Origin of the sequence: Klebsiella sp. ZJOU C1 (assembly GCF_035620215.1) — a bacterium.
GTDB classification, from domain to species: Bacteria; Pseudomonadota; Gammaproteobacteria; order Enterobacterales; family Enterobacteriaceae; genus Klebsiella; species Klebsiella variicola.
The window spans coordinates 2,180,058-2,195,154 of record NZ_CP141644.1; the positions used below are offsets into that span (position 1 = coordinate 2,180,058).

Sequence of the window (15,097 nt, forward strand, 5' to 3'; positions counted from 1 at the left end):
AGTTGAGAGAAATCGTGAAGAGAGCCTGCACAGTGTGGCCAGGAAGCTGTCAGCGTATGCGCTGAGGTTGTGTGGTTGCAGGGAATGTTTGCCAGCGCAGTGAGATTATAGGGGGCGCGCGCGGCGCGCGATGGCGCGCCGGTGGAGGAGTTAGTGGTGGTCGTCCTGCGGCATATGGCGGTAGATGTAGATCCCGCTCAGCAGGGTAAAGACCAGCGTGAGGGCGGTTAAGCCAAAGACCTTGAAGTTCACCCAGATATTCTGCGGCAGCCAGAAGGCGATATAGATATTGGCCAGCCCGCAAAGGATAAAGAACACCGCCCAGGCCAGGTTAAGCCGCGACCAGACCTGCTGCGGCAGGGCCAGCTCTTTGCCCAGCATGCGCTGGATCAACGGCTTTTTCATCACCCACTGGCTGAACAGCAGCGCGCCAGCGAACAGGGCATAGATCACCGTCACCTTCCATTTAATAAACTCATCATTGTGGAAGAAGAGAGTTAACCCGCCGAAGACGGCCACCAGCACAAAGGTGATCAGCGCCATTTTTTCGACTTTACGGTAGCGTACCCAGCTGTAGATCAGCACGATAGCGGTCGCGACGATCAGCGCGGTGGTGGCGGCGTAGATATCGTAAAGCTTATAGAAGGCAAAGAAGACCACCAGCGGTAAAAAATCCAGAAACTGCTTCATACATCGATCCCGTCTTTCAGGACGGACCGGGGAAGACCCCGATCCTGGTTAAGATTAGTTGCGGATAAGCATATACACGCGGAATAAATAGATCAGCAACAGGGCGGATATCAGGTTGCTGATGGTATTGATGACCACCGCGCCGACGTTTGGCGTCAGGACAGCAAAGCTGGAAGCGAACAGTAACAGCAGGGTTTTTGCCACCAGCCAGCCAATGATAGCCGGCGCCACCAGCCGCAGATTGGCCCACGCCAGACGCATGCTGCTGCGCATGGCGCTGAGGATACCCATTTTGTCCTGCACCAGCATGATCGGCGCAAAGGCCAGCACGATGGCCAGCAGCACGCCGGGCACCAGGACCAGCATCATCCCCATCTGCACCAGGAAGGTAGTGAAGAGGATCAACAGCAGCAGCTTCGGCAGCACCGGGGCTGAGGCGCCGATGGCACGCAGGGCGCTAACGCGATGACCGGCGGAGACCAGCTGGATCAGCAGCAGAACGCCGCCGGCGAGGATCGCATTGCCCACCAGACCCGAGAAGGTTGATGCCGCCGAGGCGCGCAGCAGAACCTGCTGCTGCTCCGGCGTCATGTTCTGCACCAGCTCAAACAGCCCGGCGCTACCGGCGAGGTTATCGCCTTCGCTGAGTATCGACAGCTGCTCGTCACTGGGTGAAAAGGCATGGCCAAGTACTACCGTAATAAACGCGCACAACAGCGCAATCAGCAAAATGGTAATGAACTGATTACGAAAAAAATTCCCGGTGTCACGGTAGACGGACTTCGCCGTGATAGACATGCATTCTCCTTGAGTGTCGCAGGTGTTAACTAGCCGGCGATTGTACCGCAAATCGTTCCGTCGTAGCACTCTCTGCACCATTCAGGGCAGGTATATCTTTGTAAAGAGGCCGCAATGGCGGTAGGCCATAGCGCGCCCGCGCCCGGTTGCAGGCGTCATTTCCCTCACCATTCTCACCGGACATGGCGAATTCGCGGCACGGTGAGGGACGGTTTTCATAAATAGTGCAGTGGACGGCGTCACCGATGTCGCCTGACAGCGCCGCGCAGCGGCTCTGTCGCTGGTTGGTGCCGCTCATGCAGCGCAGGAAAGGGGTCAGCGGCTCGGTCAGCGCGGAAGGCACCAGGCCACCCGCGTCGTCGGCTTCCGCCCAGTAGAAAGAGACACGAAAATACGCACAACAGGCACCGCACGTCATGCACGGGTTGATTTCACTCATAATTACACCTGAAAAAAACGCATCAACACAGATTGTCGGCAGTTAACTTATCCAGCCGCTTTTGCGGCGGCAAGAGGGGGAGAAATATTTTTTTTCGCGAAAAGTGAAAATTGATGTGAGAAGGATTCAGGGTATTGCGATCGGTAGCAAAAATTAATCTGGATCAATAAATGTTAAATCTAAGGTTTTAGTGTGATCTAAAACAGATCAAACGTAACTCGTTATAGGTATATTTGGCCGCGCTGAAAAACCATAATGAGGAAGTGGATATGAAGAAGTTAGCAGCGGCGGCATTAATTCTTAGCACGCTTTCCACCGGCAGCGTCTGGGCGCATGAAGCGGGTGAATTTTTCATTCGTGCCGGGACCGCCACCGTCCGACCGACGGAGGGCTCTGACAATGTGTTAGGCAGCCTTGGCAGTTTCAATGTCAGTAACAACACCCAACTGGGTTTAACCTTTACCTATATGGCCACCGATAACATCGGCGTGGAGCTGCTGGCGGCAACGCCGTTCCGCCATAAGGTCGGCACCGGGCCAACCGGGACTATCGCCACCGTCCATCAGTTGCCACCCACCCTGATGGCGCAGTGGTACTTTGGCGATGCGCAAAGCAAGGTGCGCCCGTACGTGGGGGCGGGTATTAACTACACCACCTTCTTTAATGAAGACTTTAACGATACCGGCAAGGCGGCCGGGCTTTCCGATCTGAGCCTGAAGGACTCCTGGGGCGCGGCAGGGCAGGTCGGCCTCGATTATCTGATTAACCGTGACTGGCTGCTGAATATGTCGGTGTGGTACATGGATATCGATACCGATGTGAAATTCAAAGCCGGCGGCGTGGACCAGAAAGTCAGCACCCGTCTGGATCCGTGGGTGTTTATGTTCTCCGCGGGTTATCGATTTTAAATCCTGCTGAAAACTGGCCAACGGATGGCCAGTTCATTGTCACGTCACACCTGTCTGCCGCAAGCCTTCGCCATCGATAGCGGATCACACTTCCGTCCACTGGCGCAGTAGGTTGTGATACATGTTGAGCAGGGAGAGGACCTCTTCTCCGTCGCCAAAGCGGGCCTTCAGAGACTGGATGGTGCGGTCCAGGTCGTAAAGCATCGCGCGCTGCTTATCGTCGCGGACCATCGACTGGATCCACAGGAAAGAGGCCTGACGTACGCCGCGGGTAACCGGGGTGACGCAGTGCAGGCTGCTGGCGGGATAGAGCACCAGATGCCCGGCCGGGAGCTTCACCCGGTGCTGGCCATAGGTGTCTTCAATCACCAGTTCACCGCCCTCATAGCTCTCCGGCTCGCAAAGAAACAGCGTCGCTGACAGGTCAGTGCGCATCCAGCCCGCCTCGCCGTTCTGGCGAACGGCGCCATCGACATGAAAACCGTAGGTCTCCCCTGGCCCATAGCGGTTAAACAACGGTGCGGAAATCGTCCGCGGCAGCGCGGCGGAAAAAAACTGCGGGTGGCCGCGCAGCGCGTCGAGCACGGCGGCTTGCAGGCGGGCATACAGCGGCGTACGGGTATCGATCTGCTGGTTCTGTTTGACGGCCGCCCCCTGGCTGCCCACCGTAACCCGTCCGTCGACCCACTCGGCCTGCGCCAGCTGCCGGGTAAATTCCGCCACCTGGTCTGCCGATAGCACGTCAGGAATGTGATACATCATCGCGGTGTTCTCTCTAAAAGGTGGGGCGCAACGGCCCCACGCACAGACTCAGAAGTGGACGTTCGCCGTCAGCATAAAGGTACGGGGTTCGCCCGGATGATAGCGATAGCCGCTCTTGTTGATGGAGGCCACGTAATCGGTATCAAACAGGTTGTACATATTGAGCTGCAGATCGAGGTTGCTGTTGACCCGATAGCCCAGTTTGGCGTCGGCGACCCAGTAGCCCTCGGTGTGATCCGGGGTACCGACCGCGCCATCGCTGCCCCGGCGCAGGCTTCCGACATAGCGCACACCGCCGCCGACGGACAGATCGCTGGTGGCCTGATACTGCGTCCACAGCGTAAAGGCATGTTTCGGGGTGTAGGCCAGGGCGGAAGATCCATCCTGCGCTACGTTCTGTCCCTCCGTCACTGTCGCATGCTGCTGCGTGTAGCCGGCGATGATCGTCCAGTCCGGGGTCAGGTTTCCGGTTGCGGAGAGTTCATACCCCTCCACGCGCTTTTTGCCGTACTGCGACCAGGTTCCGTCATCGTTGGCGGCCACTTCGTTTTCAATATCGGTACGGAATAACGCCGCGCTGAGCAGCAGACGGTTGTCGAAGATTTGCCACTTGGTGCCCAGCTCGCTGGATTTCGCCTTCTGTGGCTTAAAGTCGGTTCGGTTGGCGCTGTTGCCGCTACCGCTGGCGGCCAGGGCGAAACTGCTGCCCCCCGGCGGCTGCTGTGAGATGGCGTAGTTGACGTAGACATTGCCCTGCTCGGTTAAGCGGTACAGTGCCCCGGCTTTCCAGTTAACCAGATTGCCGGATTTGGCGGTATCCACGGTGGTGACCGGGCTGCCCGTCGACTGGCCGGGCGGGCAGGCGATAGCCCCGCGTCCGCTGCCGCCGCAGGCGGTGGCGCTGTCATATTTAGTATGATAATTGTCGAGACGTAGCCCGCCGTTGACCTCAATCCGTTCGGTCAGCGTCAGCGTATCGAAGGCATAAATCCCGAAGGTATCAGTCTGGCCGTTGGCATTCGCCCCGTTTCTGTCCAGCCCGCCAATCGACAGGTTGCTCACCGGATGGTAGAGATTCACCGCCGGCGCGGTCATGGCGTTAACGCCATAGTTGGTCTGGTTTTCCCGGGTAAACTCCACGCCGGCGCTGACGTCATGGCCTATCGAGCCGGTATTGAAGGTCGAGGTGATATTGGTCTGGTTGGTCAGAATGCGGTTGCTGACATCTTTGGTATTAACCAGACGCGACCAGCTCCAGGTGTTGACGTCATTGATATCGGGGGCGGTGATATTGCTCGCGCCGCCCATCACCGCGGTCAAAAGATACTCCTGTTTCACCCGCGACCAACGGGTGGTATTGCGCACGGTGGTATTGTCCGTCAGATCGTGTTCGAAGCGCAGGGTGCCGCTGTCGGTGGTGGATTTATCATAATCGGAGTCGGTGCCATAGAAATTGCTGGTATCGACCTTACCGGCGGAGTTGAGCGCGGCATACTTCGGCGAAGGCGCCGAATAGCCCGGCAGGCCGACGGTGGGGATCCCGCCATCCGGGGTGTTGTTCTGCCGGACGTGCAGATAGTTCAGATACAGACGAGTTGGGGTATCGAGGCCGAAGGCCAGCGACGGCGCGATGCCATAGCGTTCGTTTTCAATGCTATCCCGACCGGCGTCATGGGTTTTTTCCCCCATCAGGTTCAGACGGAACGCGGCGCTGTCGCTAAACGCCTGGTTCAGGTCGAGCGTTCCCCGACGCGACCAGGCGCTGCCGATGCTGGCCGAACCGTCGATCCCGGAGTCAAGGCGCGGTTGCTTGCTGATCATATTGATCGATCCTGAGGGCGCGCTGCGGCCATAGTCCGTGCCGGCGGGTCCTTTGATGACTTCCACCTGCTGGGTGTTGAAGGTATCGCGCGTCACGCTGCCGATGTCGCGGATGCCGTCCACATAGATGCTGTTAGAGGTATCCACGCCGCGCATGTAGATGGCATCCCCGGTGGTTGAACTGCCATTCTCGCCGGCATAAAACGCCCCGACGCCGGGGACGTTTTTGAGGGCGTCAGTCAGGTTGGTGACTCCCTGATCTTTAATCACCTGTTCCGGGATCACGGTGATGGTGCGGGTGGTATCGACCAGCGGTTTATTGAACTTGGGATCGCCGGAGGCGCCGGGAGAGTAGAGTGAGGGCGGAGTGGCTTCCACCACCAGCGTCTCTTCACTATTTTTGACTGATTTTTCCGCTGCGATGCCCGTTGCCGGTGAGGCCCCCAGACACAGACCCGTAAACAATGCCAATGAGTTGAAACTGCCAAACGGCAGAGAAGCGTTTTTTTCCATGATAAATGCAGGCTTATTTTTTGTTATGAGCACATACCACACCGCGCAAAAGCGACGTTTTTCGTCGTCTGGCTTGCGCTGACCCGGTGTGATTCTATAAATGATAAAAAGAATAGTTATCATTCGCCTTAATATTTACATAGAAATGTTGACGTTTAAACATATTTCTTCATCGCGATTTACATAGTTCATAAATTTTGAACGAAAAGGGCGGGGATGAAGCAAAAGAGCGGCTGGAAGAGGCCGGTGACAGGCCGCGCCGCGAGGTGACAGGCGCCAGGGCTAACCCGGCGCTTCGTGGTTTTTGGCATAAAAGATGCCCTCCTTCTGCGCGAGGAGAACGCCGTTCTGGAAATTGGTGTAATGAAAAATAGCGGCCCACCGATCCCTCTGCAGGCACTGTTCCGCGACCGCGTTATTGGGGGGACGACCAGCGAGCGTTCTCCCGCCGCGTGACGGAGAACAATGCCGCGCCGTATGTCGTCTGGAGCAGGCGGCGGGCCACTGCTGGCTGCGGCAACTGGTGCGTGAGGTGTGTCGCGAGTAAAAAAAAGCCCGCACAAGTGCGGGCAAAAATACTGGAAGCAATGTGAGCAATGTCGTACTGAATACCTGAGTTATTTACTCAACTATTCAGTAATGAGAAAGATAATATTTCTCATTTAAGATATCAACCCCATCTTTTGTGCGGAAGCGATTTTTTATCCGAGGGTGAAAACCGTGCGCTTCTGGCTGTCGTCCTGCGGCCAGGCCGCCGCGATCTCCTGCAGCGGCCGCGGGGTGGTGGCGATGGTGAATTTACCCGGCACCGCCGCCTGCAGCATTTCACCCGTCGCCGCCAGCAGCTGCGGCATCGACAGGCTACCGATACCGCTGCCCATCAGCACGAGCGGTGCGGAACGCAGAACTGCGCCATTTAACGCGATATCGGCGCCAGCCAGGGACCCCACCTGCACATAGCGCACCGGTCTGCCGGCTGGGGTATATTTCGCCAGGGCCGGCAATAACACTTCCGCGCTGTGTCCCCACAGGTAATCGATGACCACGTCAATCTGCGCGGCGCTGGTCGCTGAAAATTGCCCGCTCAAGGTTTTATCATCAGCGGTTAACTGAATACACTCATCGGCGTCCAGCGCCGCCAGCGTCTGCGCATTCCGTCCGGTTGCAATGATTTTTTTCGCCCCCAGATAGCGGGCAATCTGCACCGCCAGCTGACCGGCGCTGCCGGTGGCGCCGTTAATCAGCACCGTTTCACCGGCCTGGATCTGGGCGCGAGTCACCAGAGACGCCCACGCGGACATGCCGGGATTGGCCATCGCCGCGGCGCTAACATCATCGAGCGCATCCGGCACCGGCAGGCAACTCTGCAGGGCAACCGGCGCCTGCTGCGCCATACTGCCGAAGGGGGCGGTGGGGAAGGCGAAATAGACGCGCTGGCCCTGAGGTGTGGTGCCGACGCCATCGATACCGGGCACAAAGGGCAGATTGCCGTCGAAGCTGTAATGGCGTCCGGATGCGCGGGCCTTAACCACATGGCTCAGCGCGGCGGCGCGGACGTCAATGATCGTCTGGCCGGGCGCGGGCTGCGGGTCGATAAAATCGGCCCAAACCGGGCCTTCTGCGAGGTCAAAAACCACGGCTGCTTTCATAAATTATCTCCTGTCGGGAATTATGTGTAAAATACACATATTGTTTTGCAGCACTATACGCGGAAAATTAATATATGCAAGATGCACATAATGACTACGACATTACCGACTTTCACGGCGCGCTACTGGATATCATCAGCGTGATGAACCAGCCGCTGCGCGACGAGCAGATCCTCCAGGCGGCCGGCGTCCAGCTGGAACAGATGCTGTTTCCGCTGCTGGTGGCGGTAGGACGCCATGGCCCGGTGGGAGTTGTTGAGCTGGCGGATCATTTAGGGCGCGATTACACCACCGTCAGCCGCCAGGTGAAAAAACTGGAAGCCCAGGGACTCGCCTGTAAGCAACCTAACCGTCATGACCGACGGATCAGTGAAGTGACGCTTAGCGCCAGCGGACAACAGATGATCGACAGTATTGCGGTAGCGCGGCGGCGGTTAATGAATCAGGTGCTGGCGCAGTGGCCGGAAGAGGAGGTGCAAGCGCTGTTTCGCTTAACGCGCAAATACGCCGACAGTTTGCAGCAACCTGGCTAAATTCTCGCGTGCTGCCGCCCTGGCGCAACAATCATCTTGTTCGTCACAAATCACGGGTCAGCTCGTCGATGTTGTCGGAAAGTATCTCCAGCAGGGATCGTACATAGATATTGTTATTTCCCTGATGCCACATCGCGCTGAGGGGAAGGCCTTCGATATGTTTTTTGGGCGTGAGCGCAAGGTATTTCACGCCGTCCGCATTCATGTCTTTATAGGACGCAGGCACCAGAGCAATGCCGAGTCCTGCGGCAACAAAACTCAGGATAGTCTGCTTCTCTTCAGCATACTGCGCGATAACAGGCATGCTGCCACCTTCCTTGAAAATATTCATTGTCAGGTCATGGCTGTGACGCCGGGTGCGTCTTTCCGGCAAGATAACAGGCTCGTGCCGAAAGTCATCGATACTGACTTCATCATAACTGACCAGCCGGTGGTTAGTGGGCACGGCGAGCACGCAAGTTTCATTGGCGATAAATCGCGTTGTCAGCATGGCATCAATGTGTTCCGGCGGGCGCACAAAAACCACATCCAGCCACCCTGAAATGAGTCGGGGGATAAGTTTGTGAGATTTATCTTCTGTAAGATGAATATCTGCTTCAGGAAAACGCCTGACGAAAAGATTAAGCAATTCAGGAAGTAATCCTTTGGCTGCGCTGTCGATAGCCCCGATCCGCAACGTTCTTTTCTGCAACAGGCTATTTTTCCGGAATCGCTGCCGTAGCGCATCGAAATCAGCAATGACCGTTTTGGCCTCATTTAAAAAGGCGGCGCCTTCAGGTGTTAGCGACACGTTGCGGGTCGATCGATTCAGTAGCCTGATCCCCAAATCATCTTCCAGTAGCTTAATAAAGCGACTCAGTGACGCAGGCATCATTTCGAGTTTACGGGCAGCCCGGCCAAAGTGAAGCTCATCACCTAATACCACAAAGCAACGTAGCTGATTTATATCCATTTTTTCACCAAAACCTGATTATACAAATTATTTATATAAAGCCGTGCCGATGATAAAGCGGTTCAAAACTTCATACTGGGATTATTACAAAACGATAACAACCCTACATCACTATGGAGCATCCCGTCATGAAAAACGACCTCGAAAAGAAGGTGATGCGTAAGGTTACCCTGCGCATTATTCCTTTCATCATGCTGCTGTACTTCATTGCCTTCCTTGACCGCGTCAACATTGGCTTTGCCGCCCTGACCATGAATCAGGATCTGGGATTTTCACCCACCGTTTTTGGTCTGGGCGCTGGCATTTTCTTCCTGGGTTATTTTCTGTTTGAGGTACCGTCAAACTTAATTCTTCATAAAGTGGGCGCCCGCATCTGGATCGCCCGCGTCATGATCACCTGGGGATTCGTCTCTGGCTGCATGGCTTTTGTGCAGGGCACGACGAGCTTCTACATTCTGCGTTTTCTGCTCGGCGTGGCGGAAGCCGGTTTCTTCCCGGGTATCATTCTCTATCTCAGCTACTGGTTTCCTGCCGCCAGGCGTGCGCAGGTCACTGCCATCTTTATGGCCGCAGCTCCCCTGTCGACAGCACTGGGATCGCCGGTTTCGGCCGCACTGCTGGAGATGCATGGCTTCCTTGGCTACGCCGGCTGGCAGTGGATGTTTGTACTGGAAGCTTTGCCGGCGCTGGTGCTCGGTGTTGTGGTTCTGTTCTTCCTGACGGATCGTCCGGCCAAGGCCAAATGGCTAACTGATCAAGAGCGTGCCTGGCTGGAAAACACCATGCATGCCGAGGAGCTGGCGCGGGCGGCAAAACAGAGCCATTCCAGCGCATGGCGGGGACTGGCGGATATACGCGTCCTGGCGCTGGCGCTGGTCTATTTCGGTACCTCCGCCGGGCTGTATACGCTTGGCATCTGGTCCCCGCAAATTATTCGCAGTTTCGGTGCTTCCTCGCTGGAGATTGGTTTCCTGAACGCTTTTCCGGCGGTGATCGGCGTCATCGCCATGATCCTCTGGGCGCGTCATTCCGATCGAACCAAAGAGCGCAGCTGGCACGTCATTGGCGCCTGCCTGCTGGCGGCGGCCGGACTGATATACGCCGGTAACGTCAGCACATTGTTTACCGTGATGCTTGCCTTAACGCTGGTCACTGTGGGGATTAGCGCATCAAAACCCCCTCTGTGGAGCATGCCAACCCTGTTCCTCAGCGGCCCGGCTGCGGCCGCTGGCATTGCCGCTATCAACTCCATCGGCAACCTCGGCGGTTTCGTCGGCCCGATGATGATTGGCGTGATCCGCGAGCAAACCGGTAGCTACAGCTGGGGCCTGTATTTTGTCGCCGGATTGCTGGCGCTCTCGGCCCTCGTGGTCGTGATTCTTTCTGCCAGAGCGAACAAATCGCCGACGGCAGAGCTTCCACATCCTCATACTCATTAACTGGAGAAGTAACGATGCGTCACTACAAAATTGCTGCCATCCCTGCGGACGGTATCGGACCGGAAGTCATTTCGGCAGGTATTGAAGTCTTGCACGCGCTGGCGCGCCACGATCCGCAACTGAAATTTGATATAGAGACCTTTGACTGGGGGTCAGACTATTACAAAAAACATGGCGTGATGATGCCGGAAGAAGGGCTGAACATGCTGAAAGCATTCGATGCCATTTACTTCGGCGCGGTGGGGGCACCGGATGTCCCTGACCACATCACACTCTGGGGCCTGCGGCTGCCTATTTGCCAGGGCTTTGACCAGTACGCCAATGTGCGACCCACCAAAATTCTGCCGGGCGTCACCTCACCGCTGCGCAACCGCGGGCCTGGCGATCTTGACTGGGTCATCGTGCGCGAAAACTCCGAAGGTGAATATTCTGGTAACGGCGGCCGTACGCACCGTGGTTTACCTGAAGAAGTCGGTACCGAAGTGGCAATCTTTACCCGTGTTGGGGTGACACGCATTATGCGCTATGCCTTCAGACTGGCGCAGTCCCGTCCACGTAAGCTGCTGACCGTGGTGACCAAATCCAACGCCCAGCGCCATGGTATGGTGATGTGGGATGAGATTGCCGCTGAAGTGGCGCAGGAATTCCCGGATGTGCAGTGGGACAAAATGTTGGTCGATGCCATGACGCACCGTATGACGTTGCATCCCCAGACCCTGGATACCATCGTTGCCACCAATCTGCACGCCGATATCCTTTCCGATCTGGCTGGCGCGCTGGCGGGTAGCCTGGGCGTAGCGCCGACCGCGAATATTGATCCTGAACGCCGCTTCCCTTCCATGTTCGAACCGATCCATGGTTCCGCATTCGATATCACCGGCAAAGGGATTGCGAACCCCATTGCCACTTTCTGGACCGCGGTACAGATGCTTGAACATCTGGGCGAACGCCATGCCGCTGCGCTGATTATGGAAAGCATTGAGTATGTGTGTGAAAAAGGCATTCTGACGCCCGATGTCGGTGGCTCAGCCAATACCGCTGAGGTGACACGCGCCGTGGTGCACTACATTGACGCTAAAGCTGACATTGCCGAGACCGCATAACCATGAATAACGAACAGGCTGCAGAGATCCTGCAGGATATCTTCCAACATGCGGTCAACAGTGCCCGCGCCGGGCCGGTGACCCTGGCTAACCTGCCGGAAAAACCTCGCGGCCGTTGTGTGGTGATCGGTGCGGGTAAAGCGTCCGCGGCAATGGCGGCTGCCGTAGATGCAGCCTGGCCGGATGTGGCGGTGTCGGGCGTGGTGGTGACGCGTTACGGTTACGCGGTTCCTGCGGGCCGCATCCGCATTATTGAGGCGGCTCATCCCGTATCAGATGCCATGAGCGAGGTTGCCGCAATGCTGATTGTGGAGACGCTGCGCGGTTTAACTGCCGATGATCTGGTGCTGGCATTGATTTCAGGGGGAGGATCGGCGCTGATGGCGCTGCCCGCCCCGGGGTTAACGCTGGCAGATAAGCAGACCATCACCCGGGCCCTGCTCCATAGCGGGGCCAGCATCAAAGAGATGAATCTGGTACGTCGTCATCTCTCAGCGGTGAAAGGCGGAAAGCTGGCGACCATGGCGCAACCAGCGCGCATCGTATCACTGATTATTAGCGATGTGCCTGGCGATGATCCGACGGACGTAGCGTCTGGCCCCACCGTTGCCGATAACAGCGCACCACGTGATGCGCTCCGGGTACTGCAGCGGTATGGCATTGCGATCCCGAAGCCCGTTAGCGAACGGCTAAACCAGCCGGCCGGCCCGGTGGAAAACGCCGCGACAGGCGAGGTCAGGCTTATCGCCACGCCGGCGATGGCGTTAGCGGCGGCGGGGCTGGCCGCACGACAACATGGGCTCACCCCCCTTATTTTGGGGGATGCGATAGAAGGTGAAAGCAGGGAAGTGGCGGTGGTCATGGCCGGTATGGCGAAATCGGCGAAGCAGTATGGTCACCCGATTTCAGGGCCTGCTGTACTGTTGTCAGGTGGCGAAACCACGGTGACAGTAAACAACACTCCGCCTGGAAAAGGGGGCCGCAATACCGAGTTTTTACTCAGTCTGGCCTGTGCGCTCCAGGGGGAACACGGTATCTGGGCCATGGCGGGAGATAGCGATGGTATTGATGGTACAGAAGATGCCGCAGGTGCGATCGTCTTCCCGGATACGCTTGCGCGCGGCAAGCTGAGCGGTCTTAATGCAGTGCAATATCTGGATGGCCATGATAGTTACTGCTATTTTCACGCGCTTAATGATTTGCTGATCACCGGCCCGACGTTAACCAACGTCAATGATATTCGGGCAATATTGATTGCCTGACTGTATCGCTCTCCTGTGCCAGGGAGAGCGATATTTTTCCCTTTCAACATAGTTCAAATCTTCGGCATCCGCCCGCCATCCATTTCCACGTTAAAGCGCATCGCCTGGCGCCAAGGTGTCGATCATCGTTCCGTCTGATGTGTTGGCGTGCAAGATGACATGGAGGGGAAGGTAACGCGAGGAAATCGCCGCCTGGCGCGATACCAGGCGGCTGATGGTCAGGCGGTTTTGGTCGCCGCCTTCAGGCTCTGGACGAAGGCTTTCAGTTCGTCGAGCATGGTCTGCGGCTCATCGAGGTGGCGTTCGATGATTTTGACGATGGCGGAACCGGAGATAGCCCCGGCGGCTCCGGCGTCAATGGCGGCGCTCACCTGCTCCGGCGCGGAGATACCAAAGCCCTGCAGCGGCGGCGCGGCGTGATATTCCGCCAGCTTCTCCACCAGGTGGTGCAGCGGCAGTGCGGCGCGATTTTCCGCACCCGTCACTCCGGCGCGCGACAGCAGATAGGTGTAGCCGCGGCCATAAGAAGCAATCTGGCGCAGTAAATCGTCATCCGCATTGGGCGGGCAGATGAAAATCGGCGCGATGTTATGGCGCATCGCCGCCTGGCGGAACGGGGCGGACTCTTCCACCGGCACGTCGGCCACCAGCACCGAGTCGACGCCGACGCGGGCGCACTGGGCATAGAACGCATCGATGCCCGGGCTGAAGACGAGGTTGGCGTACATCAGCAGGCCGATTGGGATGGTCGGATGCTTCTGGCGGATCGCCGCCAGCATCTCAAAGCACTGCGCCGGGGTCACTCCCGCGGCGAAGGCGCGCAGGGCCGCGCCCTGAATGGTCGGGCCGTCCGCCAGCGGGTCGGAGAAAGGGATCCCCAGCTCAAGGGCATCGGCGCCACCTTCGATCAGCGCATCGATAATTTTGAGCGACTGCTCCGGTCCCGGATCGCCAAGGGTGACAAAGGGAACGAAGGCGCCTTCCTGGTGATTTTTCAGTTGGGCAAACAGCGTCTCATAGCGTTCCATCAGATTTCCCCTCGCGCTTTCAGGATGTCATGTACGGTGAAAATGTCTTTGTCGCCGCGACCGGAGAGGTTAACCACCAGCAGCTGCTCTTTTTCCGGGTTCTCGCGCATCATCTTCAGCGCGTGGGCCAGAGCGTGAGAGGACTCCAGCGCCGGGATAATCCCTTCGTGGCGGGAGAGCGCTTTAAACGCGTCCAGCGCTTCGTTGTCGGTGATCGACACATAGTCAGCGCGACCGGTGCTGTTCAGAAACGCGTGCTGCGGCCCAACGGACGGGAAGTCCAGCCCGGCGGAAATGGAGTAAGACTCTTCGATCTGGCCGTCGGCGGTCTGCATCATCGGCGACTTCATACCGAAGTAGATCCCCACGCGGCCATGCTTCAGCGGCGCGCCGTGCTCGCCGCTTTCGATACCGTGCCCGGCCGGTTCCACGCCGATCAGGCCGACGTTGGTTTCATCAATAAAGTCGGCAAACATGCCGATGGCGTTTGACCCACCGCCAACGCAGGCGATCACCGCGTCCGGCAGACGTCCCTCTTTTTCGAGGATCTGCGCTTTGGTCTCTTCGCCAATCATGCGCTGGAATTCACGTACAATGGTCGGGAACGGATGCGGACCGGCGGCGGTGCCCAGCATATAGTGCGCCTTCTCGTAGCTACCAGACCAGTCGCGCAGCGCCTCATTACAGGCATCTTTCAGCGTGGCGGAGCCGCTGTGCACCGGGATCACCTCGGCACCCATCAGGCGCATACGGAAGACGTTCGGCGACTGGCGCTCGACGTCCTTGGCCCCCATGTAGATACGGCATTTCAGGCCGAGCAGGGCGCTGGCCAGCGCTGAGGCGACCCCGTGCTGACCGGCGCCGGTCTCGGCGATAATTTCGGTTTTACCCATCCGTTTGGCCAGCAGGGCCTGGCCCAGCACCTGGTTGGTTTTGTGCGCGCCGCCGTGCAGCAGATCTTCGCGTTTCAGGTACAGGGTGGTGCGAGTACCTTCGGTCAGATTCCGGCATTTGGTCAGGGCCGTCGGACGTCCGGCGTAGTTTTTCAGCAGGTCAGTGAATTCCGCCTGAAAGGCCGGGTCCTTCTGCGCGCTGACAAAGGCTTCTTCCAGCTGGCGCAGGGCGGGCATCAGGATCTGCGGCACATACATGCCGCCGAATTCGCCGAAGTAGGGGTTCAGTAAAGTGCTCATTATTGCT

The 15,097-nt window shown here is 57.6% G+C and carries 14 protein-coding genes; 5 read left to right on the forward strand and 9 right to left on the reverse strand.

Translation table 11 applies throughout. From position 1 onward, the window contains the following. Positions 1 to 150: 150 nt before the first annotated feature. The 3 genes from SPE70_RS10330 to SPE70_RS10340 are packed head-to-tail and all read right to left on the reverse strand — an operon-like array spanning position 151 to position 1,927. Complete coding sequence (locus SPE70_RS10330) at positions 151 to 690, reverse strand: septation protein A (RefSeq protein ID WP_008807761.1); 540 nt, start codon at positions 688 to 690, stop codon at positions 151 to 153. A 54-nt stretch (positions 691 to 744) separates the two neighbouring features. Next, positions 745 to 1,488 (reverse strand): YciC family protein, encoded by a 744-nt coding sequence (locus SPE70_RS10335; protein WP_008807762.1) that lies wholly within the window; start codon positions 1,486 to 1,488, stop codon positions 745 to 747. 25 nt (positions 1,489 to 1,513) lie between these two features. Then, positions 1,514 to 1,927, reverse strand: coding sequence for a YkgJ family cysteine cluster protein (locus tag SPE70_RS10340; protein ID WP_074188469.1), 414 nt, complete (start codon positions 1,925 to 1,927; stop codon positions 1,514 to 1,516). 269 nt (positions 1,928 to 2,196) lie between these two features. Here SPE70_RS10340 and ompW point away from each other — a divergent pair, with 269 nt between their 5' ends. Next, the gene (gene ompW / locus SPE70_RS10345; protein ID WP_012542066.1) at positions 2,197 to 2,835 is read left to right on the forward strand and encodes an outer membrane protein OmpW; all 639 of its coding nucleotides are present in this window, start codon (positions 2,197 to 2,199) and stop codon (positions 2,833 to 2,835) included. Positions 2,836 to 2,919: 84 nt separating this feature from the next. On the opposite strand, the gene ybiX is transcribed toward ompW, so the two are convergent. From ybiX to SPE70_RS10360, 3 genes are all read right to left on the reverse strand, one after another. After that, positions 2,920 to 3,597, reverse strand: coding sequence for a PKHD-type hydroxylase YbiX (ybiX, locus tag SPE70_RS10350; RefSeq protein ID WP_008807765.1), 678 nt, complete (start codon positions 3,595 to 3,597; stop codon positions 2,920 to 2,922). A gap of 48 nt (positions 3,598 to 3,645) precedes the next feature. Continuing rightward, positions 3,646 to 5,964: a catecholate siderophore receptor Fiu gene (locus SPE70_RS10355; RefSeq protein WP_162822772.1), complete on the reverse strand. Its 2,319-nt coding sequence runs from the start codon at positions 5,962 to 5,964 to the stop codon at positions 3,646 to 3,648. 668 nt (positions 5,965 to 6,632) lie between these two features. Further along, positions 6,633 to 7,580 (reverse strand): quinone oxidoreductase family protein, encoded by a 948-nt coding sequence (locus SPE70_RS10360; protein ID WP_064170173.1) that lies wholly within the window; start codon positions 7,578 to 7,580, stop codon positions 6,633 to 6,635. 74 nt (positions 7,581 to 7,654) lie between these two features. On the opposite strand from SPE70_RS10360, the gene SPE70_RS10365 reads away from it, so the two are divergent. Then, positions 7,655 to 8,113 (forward strand): MarR family winged helix-turn-helix transcriptional regulator, encoded by a 459-nt coding sequence (locus SPE70_RS10365; protein ID WP_021441594.1) that lies wholly within the window; start codon positions 7,655 to 7,657, stop codon positions 8,111 to 8,113. A 43-nt stretch (positions 8,114 to 8,156) separates the two neighbouring features. On the opposite strand, the gene SPE70_RS10370 is transcribed toward SPE70_RS10365, so the two are convergent. Next, positions 8,157 to 9,065 carry a LysR family transcriptional regulator gene (locus SPE70_RS10370; protein WP_012542062.1) on the reverse strand — a complete coding sequence of 303 codons (909 nt, stop codon included), beginning with the start codon at positions 9,063 to 9,065 and terminating at the stop codon, positions 8,157 to 8,159. Between the two features lie 128 nt (positions 9,066 to 9,193). Between SPE70_RS10370 and SPE70_RS10375 the strand changes: the two genes are divergently transcribed. From SPE70_RS10375 to SPE70_RS10385, 3 genes are read left to right on the forward strand one after another with little or no spacing between them, the layout of a single operon-like run. Next, on the forward strand, positions 9,194 to 10,504 hold the full coding sequence (locus tag SPE70_RS10375; protein ID WP_032701181.1) for an MFS transporter: 1,311 nt from the start codon (positions 9,194 to 9,196) through the stop codon (positions 10,502 to 10,504). A 14-nt stretch (positions 10,505 to 10,518) separates the two neighbouring features. Next, positions 10,519 to 11,607 (forward strand): tartrate dehydrogenase, encoded by a 1,089-nt coding sequence (locus SPE70_RS10380; RefSeq protein WP_064170172.1) that lies wholly within the window; start codon positions 10,519 to 10,521, stop codon positions 11,605 to 11,607. A gap of 2 nt (positions 11,608 to 11,609) precedes the next feature. After that, on the forward strand, positions 11,610 to 12,869 hold the full coding sequence (locus SPE70_RS10385) for a glycerate kinase type-2 family protein (protein ID WP_022065857.1): 1,260 nt from the start codon (positions 11,610 to 11,612) through the stop codon (positions 12,867 to 12,869). A 218-nt stretch (positions 12,870 to 13,087) separates the two neighbouring features. Here SPE70_RS10385 and trpA read toward each other — a convergent pair whose 3' ends face one another. Together trpA and trpB are read right to left on the reverse strand one after the other, a co-directional pair. Then, on the reverse strand, positions 13,088 to 13,897 hold the full coding sequence (gene trpA, locus SPE70_RS10390; RefSeq protein WP_038422372.1) for a tryptophan synthase subunit alpha: 810 nt from the start codon (positions 13,895 to 13,897) through the stop codon (positions 13,088 to 13,090). Further along, a complete protein-coding gene (trpB, locus tag SPE70_RS10395; RefSeq protein WP_012968449.1) occupies positions 13,897 to 15,090 on the reverse strand; it encodes a tryptophan synthase subunit beta in 1,194 nt (397 codons plus the stop codon). Before trpB ends, trpA begins: the two co-directional genes overlap by 1 nt. Positions 15,091 to 15,097: the final 7 nt, after the last annotated feature.

Coding starts and splice junctions, on each gene's coding strand:
- SPE70_RS10330 (WP_008807761.1), bottom strand. CDS start 690: ATGAAGCAGTTTCTGGATTTTTTACCGCTGGTGGTCTTCTTTGCCTTC.
- SPE70_RS10335 (WP_008807762.1), bottom strand. CDS start 1,488: ATGTCTATCACGGCGAAGTCCGTCTACCGTGACACCGGGAATTTTTTT.
- SPE70_RS10340 (WP_074188469.1), bottom strand. CDS start 1,927: ATGAGTGAAATCAACCCGTGCATGACGTGCGGTGCCTGTTGTGCGTAT.
- ompW (WP_012542066.1), top strand. CDS start 2,197: ATGAAGAAGTTAGCAGCGGCGGCATTAATTCTTAGCACGCTTTCCACC.
- ybiX (WP_008807765.1), bottom strand. CDS start 3,597: ATGATGTATCACATTCCTGACGTGCTATCGGCAGACCAGGTGGCGGAA.
- SPE70_RS10360 (WP_064170173.1), bottom strand. CDS start 7,580: ATGAAAGCAGCCGTGGTTTTTGACCTCGCAGAAGGCCCGGTTTGGGCC.
- SPE70_RS10365 (WP_021441594.1), top strand. CDS start 7,655: ATGCAAGATGCACATAATGACTACGACATTACCGACTTTCACGGCGCG.
- SPE70_RS10370 (WP_012542062.1), bottom strand. CDS start 9,065: ATGGATATAAATCAGCTACGTTGCTTTGTGGTATTAGGTGATGAGCTT.
- SPE70_RS10375 (WP_032701181.1), top strand. CDS start 9,194: ATGAAAAACGACCTCGAAAAGAAGGTGATGCGTAAGGTTACCCTGCGC.
- SPE70_RS10380 (WP_064170172.1), top strand. CDS start 10,519: ATGCGTCACTACAAAATTGCTGCCATCCCTGCGGACGGTATCGGACCG.
- SPE70_RS10385 (WP_022065857.1), top strand. CDS start 11,610: ATGAATAACGAACAGGCTGCAGAGATCCTGCAGGATATCTTCCAACAT.
- trpA (WP_038422372.1), bottom strand. CDS start 13,897: ATGGAACGCTATGAGACGCTGTTTGCCCAACTGAAAAATCACCAGGAA.
- trpB (WP_012968449.1), bottom strand. CDS start 15,090: ATGAGCACTTTACTGAACCCCTACTTCGGCGAATTCGGCGGCATGTAT.